Source organism: Bacillus luti, assembly GCF_001884105.1.
Taxonomy (GTDB): Bacteria; Bacillota; Bacilli; order Bacillales; family Bacillaceae_G; genus Bacillus_A; species Bacillus_A luti.
Map to the genome: position 1 here is coordinate 81227 of NZ_MACI01000026.1, position 10835 is coordinate 92061.

Annotated in this window: 11 protein-coding genes and 1 riboswitch; of the genes, 1 reads left to right on the forward strand and 10 read right to left on the reverse strand. The window is 38.2% G+C overall.

Annotated features, from left to right (window positions below; genetic code table 11):
• Window positions 1-24 precede the first annotated feature (24 nt).
• From purN to purE, 10 genes are all read right to left on the reverse strand, one after another.
• Complete coding sequence (gene purN / locus BAQ48_RS07275) at window positions 25-612, reverse strand: phosphoribosylglycinamide formyltransferase (protein WP_071710557.1); 588 nt, start codon at window positions 610-612, stop codon at window positions 25-27.
• Complete coding sequence (gene purM / locus BAQ48_RS07280; protein ID WP_071710558.1) at window positions 609-1649, reverse strand: phosphoribosylformylglycinamidine cyclo-ligase; 1041 nt, start codon at window positions 1647-1649, stop codon at window positions 609-611. The genes purN and purM overlap by 4 nt, the downstream gene beginning before the upstream one ends.
• A 100-nt stretch (window positions 1650-1749) precedes the next feature.
• Window positions 1750-3165: an amidophosphoribosyltransferase gene (purF, locus tag BAQ48_RS07285; protein ID WP_042981527.1), complete on the reverse strand. Its 1416-nt coding sequence runs from the start codon at window positions 3163-3165 to the stop codon at window positions 1750-1752.
• The gene (gene purL / locus BAQ48_RS07290) at window positions 3150-5369 is read right to left on the reverse strand and encodes a phosphoribosylformylglycinamidine synthase II (RefSeq protein ID WP_071710559.1); all 2220 of its coding nucleotides are present in this window, start codon (window positions 5367-5369) and stop codon (window positions 3150-3152) included. Before purL ends, purF begins: the two co-directional genes overlap by 16 nt.
• The gene (purQ, locus tag BAQ48_RS07295; RefSeq protein WP_071710560.1) at window positions 5353-6036 is read right to left on the reverse strand and encodes a phosphoribosylformylglycinamidine synthase subunit PurQ; all 684 of its coding nucleotides are present in this window, start codon (window positions 6034-6036) and stop codon (window positions 5353-5355) included. The genes purL and purQ overlap by 17 nt, the downstream gene beginning before the upstream one ends.
• Window positions 6033-6287 carry a phosphoribosylformylglycinamidine synthase subunit PurS gene (gene purS / locus BAQ48_RS07300; RefSeq protein WP_000278823.1) on the reverse strand — a complete coding sequence of 85 codons (255 nt, stop codon included), beginning with the start codon at window positions 6285-6287 and terminating at the stop codon, window positions 6033-6035. Before purS ends, purQ begins: the two co-directional genes overlap by 4 nt.
• A complete protein-coding gene (gene purC, locus BAQ48_RS07305) occupies window positions 6280-6999 on the reverse strand; it encodes a phosphoribosylaminoimidazolesuccinocarboxamide synthase (RefSeq protein ID WP_071710561.1) in 720 nt (239 codons plus the stop codon). Before purC ends, purS begins: the two co-directional genes overlap by 8 nt.
• An 88-nt stretch (window positions 7000-7087) precedes the next feature.
• Window positions 7088-8395, reverse strand: coding sequence for an adenylosuccinate lyase (purB, locus tag BAQ48_RS07310; RefSeq protein WP_071710562.1), 1308 nt, complete (start codon window positions 8393-8395; stop codon window positions 7088-7090).
• Window positions 8392-9543: a 5-(carboxyamino)imidazole ribonucleotide synthase gene (gene purK / locus BAQ48_RS07315; protein ID WP_071710563.1), complete on the reverse strand. Its 1152-nt coding sequence runs from the start codon at window positions 9541-9543 to the stop codon at window positions 8392-8394. The genes purB and purK overlap by 4 nt, the downstream gene beginning before the upstream one ends.
• Complete coding sequence (gene purE / locus BAQ48_RS07320; protein WP_000839367.1) at window positions 9540-10025, reverse strand: 5-(carboxyamino)imidazole ribonucleotide mutase; 486 nt, start codon at window positions 10023-10025, stop codon at window positions 9540-9542. Before purE ends, purK begins: the two co-directional genes overlap by 4 nt.
• A 110-nt stretch (window positions 10026-10135) precedes the next feature.
• Window positions 10136-10237, reverse strand: a riboswitch (purine riboswitch).
• 250 nt (window positions 10238-10487) lie between these two features.
• Between purE and BAQ48_RS07325 the strand changes: the two genes are divergently transcribed.
• The gene (locus tag BAQ48_RS07325) at window positions 10488-10769 is read left to right on the forward strand and encodes a hypothetical protein (protein WP_071710564.1); all 282 of its coding nucleotides are present in this window, start codon (window positions 10488-10490) and stop codon (window positions 10767-10769) included.
• Window positions 10770-10835: the final 66 nt, after the last annotated feature.

Genomic DNA, 10835 nt, shown 5'->3' on the forward strand with positions numbered 1-10835 from the left:
TGACCCTTCACCCCTAGTTGTATGTTAGTTAACAGTTGGTTCTTTCACAGACTGAACAATTTGATTCACTGTATTTACGTATAATTTATGTTCAACTTGTTGAATTTTCTTTTGTAAGCTTTCTCTCGTATCCCCTTCAGAAACAACTACTGCTTCTTGCGCAATAATTGGACCTGTATCCATACCTGCATCTACATAATGAATCGTTACTCCAGTAACTTTCACACCTGCTTCTAACGCTTGACCGACAGCATCTTTTCCTGGAAAACTCGGCAGTAATGATGGATGAATATTAATAATCTTCCCACCGTATGCTTCTAGTAACGTCGGCCCGATTAAACGCATATAGCCAGCTAAAATAACATAATCAATCTCATATTCTTCTAGCTTCTTTAATATCTCTTTTTCAAACGCTTCTTTTGACTCATATGCTTTCGCTGAAAAAGCGAAACATGGAATATGATGATAATGTGCCCGTCCAACAGCACGTGCTTCTGGTTTATCACATACTAATAAACTAATATCGGCGTCTAATCCTTTTTCTTCTACCGCATTGATAAGAGATTGAAAGTTAGAGCCACTCCCAGAAGCAAAAACTGCTAATCTACTCATAGTGCCGCTCCCCCATTAAAGGTAACGCCAGTCCCTTGTACAGTACGTCCAATAATACTAGCTATTTCTCCTTGCTCTTCAAGAAGACGAACGATATCTTTTGCCTCTTCTTCCTTCACTGCTACTACCATACCAATACCCATGTTAAAAATATTGAACATTTCTTTCTCTTCTAGTTTTCCAACTTCTTGAAGTAAACTGAAGATCGGTTGAATTTTCCAAGATCCTAATTCAATTTCTGCACCGATTCCTTCTGGCAACATACGTGGAATATTTTCAATGAACCCGCCACCTGTAATGTGTGCCATTCCGTATACTTCATATTTCTTCAATAGTTCTAAAATAGGTTTGACATAAATTTTCGTTGGTTTTAATAATTCTGCACCAAGAGGTAGTTCTAAGCGTCCGTAAATACGATCTAAAGATAGTTCTCCATCTTCTAGTAATACTTTTCGTACTAAAGAGTAACCATTACTATGAATACCGCTAGATGCTAAGCCAATTAATACGTGACCCGCTTCAATTTTTTCACCTGTTACAATTTTCTTTTTATCAACAATTCCAACTGTAAAACCAGCTAAATCATACTCTTCCGTAGAATACATACCTGGCATTTCAGCTGTTTCTCCACCAATTAATGCACAACCGGCTTGGCGACAACCCTCTGATATACCTTTGACGATGTTTTCAATTTTACTAGGTTCAGCTTTACCACAAGCAATATAATCAAGGAAGAAAAGCGGTTCTGCTCCTTGGACAACAATATCATTTACACACATTGCTACCGCATCAATACCAATTGTGTCATGTTTATCTGCCATAAAAGCGAGCATTAATTTCGTTCCCACGCCATCTGTTCCAGATACTAATACAGGTTCTTCTAATGCAAATTTTGATAGATCAAACATACCTCCAAAACCGCCTAAACCGCCTAGTACTTCTTTTCTCATAGTTGTTTGTACGTGTTTTTTCATGCGAGATACCGCTTCATATCCAGCTTCAATATCTACTCCTGCTTGCTTATATGCATTCGCCATCGTTATTTACACCTCGTCTTTTAATTTCTCCCCATCCAGGACGGGCTATTTTAAGAAAGAAGCCAGCTTCTACACCAAATCATGTAGAAGCTTTTCCTTCTTATTTCATACTTTCTAAAAGCTCTTGCTCATAATCATAAAGAGCTGTCGGATAGTCCCCATTAAAGTAAGCCATGCATAGACCTCCATATTTCCCTTCATATGGACGTCCAATTGCATCTACTAATCCATCTTCACTTAAAAATGTTAGTGAATCCGCACCGATCATTTCACGGATTTCTTCTACTGTATTATTTGCCGCAATCAATTCTTTTCTCGTTTGAATATCAATGCCGTAGAAGCATGGATACTTAAGAGGTGGTGAAGCAATTCTTACGTGAACTTCTGTCGCTCCAGCCTCGCGAAGCATGCGAACAATTCGTTTGCTTGTTGTTCCTCTTACGATAGAATCGTCAATCATAACCACTCGTTTTCCTTCAACTACACCTCTTACTGCTGAAAGTTTCATCTTAACCCCTTGCTCTCGCAGTTCTTGAGAAGGTTGAATAAACGTACGGCCAACGTAACGATTTTTAATTAATCCTAACTCATATGGAATGCCTGTTGCCTCCGCATAACCAATTGCTGCTGAAATACTCGAGTCTGGCACACCAGTAACAACATCAGCTTCAATAGGAGCTTCCGCCGCCAAACGTTTCCCCATATTTTTACGCGCTGCATGAACGTTAACACCAGCAATGTTAGAATCTGGTCGGGCAAAGTAAATGTACTCCATACTACAAATTGCATGTTCTACGTCGTTTGTGAAACGATCTACGTGAATTCCTTCATCATTAATGATAAGTAGTTCACCAGGTTCTACATCACGAATATATGTCGCACCTACTACATCAAAAGCACATGTTTCAGATGCTACAACGTAAGCATCACCCATCTTTCCAATTGACAGAGGACGGAATCCATTCGGATCTAATGCAACAATCATTTCATTTCCAGTTAATAAAAGGTATGCAAACGCACCTTTCACTTTATTTAGAGCCTCTTTTACACTTTCAATTAACGAATCTTTCGTACTACGTTTAATAAGATGTAAAAGCACTTCTGTATCTGAACTTGTTTGAAAAATACTTCCCTCTGCCTCTAATTCGCGGCGAAGCATTTTTGCATTAATTAAATTCCCGTTATGAGCTAATGCCATACTATGATCAGAAAAACGGAATAGTAATGGTTGAACGTTAGCAACTTCACTTCCACCAGCCGTCGCGTATCGTACATGCCCGATTGCTGATTTTCCGTTCAATCCTTCTAGCTCACCTCTTGAAAACACTTCTGATATTAAACCTAACCCCTTGTGACCGATGATTTTTTCCCCATTATTTACAACAATGCCTGCGCCCTCTTGTCCACGGTGCTGTAAACTGTGCAATCCGTAGTACGAAACTTGTGCTGCATTTTCATGCCCCCAAATTCCAAAAACGCCACATTCTTCATTTAACCCCTTTATTTCAGCAAGCATGGGATTGCCCCTTTCCAAGCCTTTCTCATTTCATCTACATTTGCTGTAAGCAATACTTCATTTTCTTCATTATGAATTGTTACTTCATTTGTATTTGTTACTTCTCCAACTTGAGTTGCTTCAACCATTTTCTCGAATGCTTCTTTATTTTCACGTTTTACAGTTATCACGAAACGAGATTGTGATTCTGCAAATAATGCGGCTGTTGCTTCACCGTCTAATTTCACAGTAGCACCTAAACCTTTAGCACCAATTGCACTTTCTGAAACTGCAACTGCTAATCCGCCTTCAGCAACGTCATGTGCAGATTGAATAAGGCCAGCTTGAATTGCTGCTAATACTTGTTTTTGACGTTTTAATTCTACGTCTAGATCGATACTTGGTGATTGACCGAAAATTTTGCCGTGAATCATTTTTTGCAATTCACTTCCGCCAAACTCAGCTTTCGTCTCTCCGATGATATAAACTAAATCGCCAGCTTGCTTAAATTCTTGTGTTGTTACATGTTTTAAATCGTGTACAAGACCGACCATCCCAACTGTCGGTGTTGGATATACAGCTTCGCCACTACGTTCGTTATACATTGATACGTTTCCGCCGATAACTGGCGTTTGTAATGTGCGACAAGCTTCACTCATACCGTCTACTGATTTTTCAATTTGCCAGAAGATCTCTGGTTTTTCTGGATTACCGAAGTTTAAGCAATCTGTAATTGCAAGTGGCTCTCCTCCAGAACATACAATATTACGTGCTGCCTCTGCTACTGCAATTTTACCGCCCACTTCTGGATCTAAATAAATGTAGCGAGAGTTACAATCTGTCGTCATTGCTAATCCTTTTTCTGTACCGCGTACACGTACAACTGCTGCATCTGAACCTGGTGTAACAACTGTGCTTGTGCGCACTTGGTAATCATATTGATCATAAACCCACTCTTTACTTGCAATCGTCGGTTGTTGTAATAAAGCGAATAACGTTTCTTTATAATTTTCTACTTTTGGCGTTTCCATTTTCATTGCTTGGAATTCAGCAAAGTATGCTGCTTCTTTTGATGGCTTATGGTAAATTGGAGCTTCTTCTGCTAAAGCATCCGCTGGAACTTCCGCCACCTTCTCGCCTTTATGGAATAAACGAAGCATTTTATCTTCTGTTACTTTCCCCATCGTAACGGCTGCAAGACCATACTTCTCAAATAAATCTACTATTTCTTGCTCTCTACCTTTTTTCACAACAATTAACATACGCTCTTGTGATTCAGATAGCATCATTTCATATGGTGTCATTCCTGTTTCGCGCTGTGGTACATCATCTAAGTACATTTCAATACCCATTCCTGCTTTACTTGCCATTTCTGCAGAAGATGATGTTAAACCAGCTGCACCCATATCTTGAATTCCAACAAGTGCATCCGACTGAATAAGTTCTAAGCAAGCTTCAATAAGAAGTTTCTCCATAAATGGATCTCCTACTTGAACTGCTGGACGCTTCGCTTCTGAGCTTTCAGATAACTCTTCAGATGCGAATGTTGCACCGTGAATACCATCACGACCAGTTGATGCTCCTACGTACATTACTGTATTTCCAGCACCGTGCGCTTGCCCTTTTTTAATGTCTTCGTGGTTAATTAAGCCTACGCACATTGCATTTACAAGTGGATTTCCTTCATAACATGGATCAAACTGTACTTCGCCACCAACAGTCGGAATACCGATACAGTTACCGTATCCAGCAATCCCTGCTACTACTTCTTCGAATAAATATTTCACACGTGGTGATTGTAATTCGCCGAAACGAAGTGAGTTTAATAGAGCTACTGGACGTGCTCCCATAGAGAATACGTCACGGATAATACCACCAACGCCTGTTGCTGCTCCTTGATATGGTTCAATAGCTGAAGGATGGTTATGGCTTTCCATTTTAAATACAACCGCTTGATTATCACCGATATCTACAATTCCAGCACCTTCCCCAGGTCCTTGCAAGACGCGTTCACCTGTCGTTGGAAACTTGCGGAGAACTGGTTTTGAATTTTTATAACTACAATGTTCAGACCACATTACAGAGAATAATCCTGTTTCTGTATAATTTGGCAGACGGCCCAAAATCTTTTCAACCATGGCAAACTCTTCGTCTGTTAGCCCCATTTCCGCATATATGCGCTCTTCTTTAATTTGTGTTGGATTTGGTTCAAGCATTAACGACATATGTTTCCCTCCACTGTTTTAAGATAGATTGAAAGACTTTTAACCCTTCAGCACCGCCAAGTAATTCATCTACAGCACGCTCTGGATGTGGCATCATACCAAGTACATTTCCTTTTTCATTTACAATACCAGCAATATCTGAAACGCTTCCATTCGGGTTTTCTACGTAACGGAATGCGATTTGATTATTCTCTTCTAATCTTTGAAGAGTCTCTTCATCACAATAGTAATTCCCTTCACCATGTGCGATTGGAATATTGATTACTTCATTTTTTTCATATTGTGATGTAAACATCGTTTCATTATTTTCAACGCGCAACTGAACAGTGCGACACATAAATTTTAAGTTTTCGTTTCTCATTAATGCTCCTGGTAGTAACCCTGACTCAACAAGAATCTGGAATCCATTACACACACCTAAAATTGGCTTTCCTTGCTCAGCAGCTTTTTGCACTGCTTTCATTGCATTCGCGAAGCGAGAAATAGCACCGCAGCGTAAGTAGTCACCGTAAGAGAATCCACCTGGTAATAGAATTGCATCATATTCATCTAAATTCTCTGTATCGTGCCAAACGTAATCTACTTCTTCGCCAAGCTCATCTTTAATTGCATGGAACATATCGACATCACAGTTCGAACCTGGAAATACTATTACTGCAAATTTCACTGTGCGACAACCTCCTCAACTTCATAACGGAAGTCTTCCATTACAACGTTTGCTAGTAACTTTTCACACATTTCTTTTACCTTGCTATCTAGATCAGATACTGATTTATCAATTGTTAATTCCATATACTTTCCGATTCGAACATCTTGTACTTCTGTGAACGAAAGACTATGAAGTGCTCCTTTTACTGCTGTTCCTTGTGGATCTAATACACTTTCTCTTAACGTTACATATACCTTAACTTTATACATGTGAAATTCCCCCTAAACGTTTTAAAATCTCTTCATAAGCATCTGTTAAATTTCCAAGATCACGACGGAATACGTCTTTATCAAACTTTTCATTGCTCGTTTCATCCCATAAACGGCAAGTATCTGGTGAAATTTCATCTGCTAAAACGATTTCTCCCTCTTCAGTTACACCAAACTCTAATTTGAAATCTACTAATCTTACACGACAGCTTGCGAAATGATCAATCAACACTTGATTGATTTGTAGAGCCATATCTCGTAATACGCTTACTTGCTCTGGCGATGCAACGTTTAATACACGAATATGATCTTCCGTTACAAGCGGATCTCCTAAATCATCATCTTTGAAGTAAAATTCTACGATTGGTTCTGCAAGTACAGTTCCCTCTTCCATTCCTAATCTTTTTGAAAGACTTCCTGCAATTACATTTCTTGTGACAACTTCTAAAGGAATAATACTCACTTTTTTAACAAGTTGTTCTGTTTCAGATAGCTTCTCAACAAAGTGTGTTTTAATTCCTACTTCTTGTAACTTTCTGAACAACAAAGTTGTAATCTCATTGTTCAAACGACCTTTTCCTGTAATCGTCTCTTTTTTCTCCCCATTGAAAGCAGTCGCACTATCTTTGTACTCTACCCAAACCATATCTGCTGATTCTGTACGATAAATTCTTTTTGCCTTACCTTCATACAGCAATTCTAGCTTTTGCATTTCGCAAGCCCCCTGTAGTTTGAAAAATGTGAATAATGTTTTTATAAAGAATGGCACAGAATGACTCTATTCTGTGCCATATGAAATTTTACGCTTCGTTTAATCCAAGGCGTTCAAAGATTGTATCAACGTGTTGCATATGATGCTCATAGTTGAAGCATTCATTAATTTCTTCTTGTGTTAATTTGCTTGTAATACGCTCATCAGCTTCTACAAGTTCTTTAAATTGTACTTGTGTTTCCCAAGCTTCCATCGCTTTAGGCTGTACGATATCGTAAGCTTCTTCACGTACCATACCTTTGTCGATTAACGTAAGCATTACGCGCTGAGAATAAATTAAGCCATATGTTCTTGTCATATTGCGTTTCATATTCTCTGGGTATACAGTTAAGTTTTTAACGATATTACCAAAGCGATTTAACATGTAATTTAACGCGATTGTAGCATCTGGTAAAATTACGCGTTCTGCTGAAGAGTGAGAAATATCACGCTCATGCCATAATGGAACATTCTCATAAGCTGTCATCATATAACCGCGGATAACACGAGCTAAACCAGTCATGTTTTCAGACCCAATTGGATTACGCTTATGCGGCATTGCAGAAGAACCTTTTTGACCCTTTGCGAAAGCTTCTTCAACTTCACGTGTTTCACTCTTTTGTAAACCACGAATCTCAACTGCCATCTTTTCGATAGATGTTGCGATTAATGCAAGTGTTGACATGTAATGAGCATGGCGATCACGTTGCAATGTTTGTGTTGAAATTGGTGCTGCTTCTAATCCTAAGTTTTCACAAACATATTTTTCTACGAATGGATCGATATTTGCGTATGTACCAACCGCACCAGATAATTTACCAACGCGAACTGTATCAGCAGCTTGTTTGAAGCGCTCTACGTTACGTTTCATTTCTTCATACCAAAGACCAAGTTTTAAACCAAATGTTGTTGGTTCTGCATGAACACCGTGTGTTCTTCCCATCATGATCGTGTATTTATGCTCTTTTGCTTTGTTAGCTAAAATGCTTACAAAGTTTTCTAAGTCTTTTAATATGATTTCATTCGCTTGTTTTAAGATGTAAGATAACGCTGTATCTACTACGTCTGTAGATGTTAAACCGTAATGAACCCATTTACGTTCTTCGCCTAATGCTGGTGTTTCTGATACAGCACGAGTGAATGCAACTACGTCATGACGTGTTTCTTTTTCAATTTCATAAATACGATCAATATCAAATGATGCATGCTCACGAATTTTTTTAACATCTTCTTTTGGAATCTCGCCAAGCTCAGCCCATGCTTCACAAGCTAAAATCTCAACTTCTAACCACGCTTTAAATTTGTTCTCTTCCGTCCAAATGGCACCCATTTCTGGGCGTGTATAACGACTAATCATCTTTTTCCCTCCAACAGTTGTTCTTGATGGTCCCAAATATGCAAACTCTTCGCTTTTTCTAGAGCGACTTCAATACTATCATTTAAAATATTAACATGCCCCATTTTCCGCTGCGCTTTTGCTTCTTCTTTTCCATACAAATGTAAATAGCACCCGGTTAATCTATTCACTTGTCTTAGGACCCCTTCTATATGTTCGCCTAAAATGTTTACCATGACAACTGGTTTTAACAAATTTGTTTCTCCAAGAGGTAAATTACAGATTGCTCGAATATGTTGACCGAATTGACTCGTTTCACATGCATCCTGTGTATAGTGTCCTGAATTGTGAGGTCTTGGTGCTAATTCATTAATATAAATCTCACCATCAGCTGTAGCAAACATCTCTACCGCTAGTGTTCCCACAAGTTCCAGTTCATCCGCAAGCACTTTTGCATAAGCAATTGCTTTTTGAGAAAGTTCTTCTGTAATGCGAGCCGGAACGATGGATTCATGCAAAATGTTATTTACATGGATATTTTCCGCTACCGGAAATACTTTCGTTTCACCACTTACACTACGAATTACAATAACTGATACTTCTTTTTCAAAAGGCACCCATTTCTCTAAAATACACTCTGCTGCATTCGCAAGCTTTTGCGCTTTATCAACGTCAGCCTCACTTCTTAAAACAACTTGCCCTTTCCCATCATATCCACCTGTCGTTGTTTTTAAGACGGAAGGATATGATAGCTCAGCGATTGCTTCAGTAAGCTGCTCTTGCGTTTGAACCAATCTATACGTTGCTACTGGTAACCCCGCTTTTTCAATTGCATTCTTTTCAGTAAAACGATTTTGTGTTTTACTTAACAACTGACTGCCTTGCGGTAAGTAAGCATGTTTTTCAAGCCATTGTAAACATCTATAATCAATATTCTCAAATTCATATGTGACAACATCACTAATCTCTGCTAAATACTGAATTGCTTTTAAATCGTCATACGGTGCAACAATTTCAATATCAGCAACTTGTGCACATGGTGAGTTTTTTGTAGGATCTAAAACAGCAATTTTATATCCCATCTCTTTAGCTGCCAATGCCATCATTCTTCCTAGCTGGCCGCCTCCAATAATACCGATTGTTTTTCCAGGTAAAATGATTCTCGTCATACTAGCTCACTACCTTCGCGCACATCTTTTTCAATTGCTTCTCTTCTCAATTCTAATGCATCATGTATGTCATCATGGAATGATCCAAGTATTTGTGCAGCAAGTAAACCAGCATTTGTTGAACCAGCCTTACCAATTGCAACAGTTGCAACTGGAACCCCTCCTGGCATTTGGACGATGGATAATAATGAATCTAAGCCGTTTAACGCTTTTGATTGAACTGGAACTCCGATTACAGGAAGATTCGTCTTCGCTGCAACCATTCCTGGTAAATGCGCTGCTCCACCAGCTCCAGCAATAATAACTTTCAATCCACGTTCACGAGCCGTCTCTGCATATTCAAACATATAATCTGGAGTCCGATGAGCGGATACAACTTTTTTCTCATACGGTATATTTAATTCATCTAAAATGTCACAAGCATATTTCATTGTTTCCCAGTCTGACGTGCTTCCCATTATGACTCCAACTAGTGATTTCATATTAGAATCCCCCCGATTCAAATAAAAAAAGCCTGAAATAGAACAGTTTCTCTTTTACTATGAGAGAAAGTGCTCTACTCAGGCATAAGTATCCCTTGTGAATAGAAAAATACCGAGTGACTTTCCCTCATAGTCTAACGAATAACGGTCGTTAGGTAGAGACTTGCAGGCCATATCCCCGCGATTATATGAGGTCTTATATATTATTGTTTCTATGGCTATATTAACAATATTTCATAAACAATGTCAACAAATAATCGAATGTTTTTTTATTAGCAACTCGTAACGTTCGTGTTTTAGTTATATTCAAAAGAATAATTGTAACTATATGCAAGAAGGATAAGTAATTAGAATATATATTTCTAGAGATCTATCGTACACATAACGGTTTGTATACTAATTCCGCATGTTTTCATATAAAGCATATCGTTTATATTCATTTTATTTATAAGGAGAACAATAATGAAAAAAATAACTACATTCTTTTCATATTTATTTCTTTGCATCGCAATCATTGCTGTTATAATTGAATACTTATTTATATCATCCCACTTTTTTTACTCTCATTATTTAAAATACATACTTGTAGTAGAAATAACATTTCCTATCATAGGGATGATTTTAGGAGCACTCGGAGAATCCGGAAAACAAAAAATCATTGCTATTATTTTGAATAGCCTCGTTTTCATTCTTTTTTCTTCTTTAGGATTATTAAATCTATGGATTATGACATTTGGCAAATAAAAATAAACACAAAAAAACCTAAGTCGAATCGACTTAGGTTTTTGCTTGGCGACGTCCTACTCTCAC

Coding starts and splice junctions, on each gene's coding strand:
- purN (WP_071710557.1), bottom strand. CDS start 612: ATGAGTAGATTAGCAGTTTTTGCTTCTGGGAGTGGCTCTAACTTTCAA.
- purM (WP_071710558.1), bottom strand. CDS start 1,649: ATGGCGAATGCATATAAGCAAGCAGGAGTAGATATTGAAGCTGGATAT.
- purF (WP_042981527.1), bottom strand. CDS start 3,165: ATGCTTGCTGAAATAAAGGGGTTAAATGAAGAATGTGGCGTTTTTGGA.
- purL (WP_071710559.1), bottom strand. CDS start 5,369: ATGTCGTTAATGCTTGAACCAAATCCAACACAAATTAAAGAAGAGCGC.
- purS (WP_000278823.1), bottom strand. CDS start 6,287: ATGTATAAAGTTAAGGTATATGTAACGTTAAGAGAAAGTGTATTAGAT.
- purC (WP_071710561.1), bottom strand. CDS start 6,999: ATGCAAAAGCTAGAATTGCTGTATGAAGGTAAGGCAAAAAGAATTTAT.
- purB (WP_071710562.1), bottom strand. CDS start 8,395: ATGATTAGTCGTTATACACGCCCAGAAATGGGTGCCATTTGGACGGAA.
- purK (WP_071710563.1), bottom strand. CDS start 9,543: ATGACGAGAATCATTTTACCTGGAAAAACAATCGGTATTATTGGAGGC.
- purE (WP_000839367.1), bottom strand. CDS start 10,025: ATGAAATCACTAGTTGGAGTCATAATGGGAAGCACGTCAGACTGGGAA.
- BAQ48_RS07325 (WP_071710564.1), top strand. CDS start 10,488: ATGAAAAAAATAACTACATTCTTTTCATATTTATTTCTTTGCATCGCA.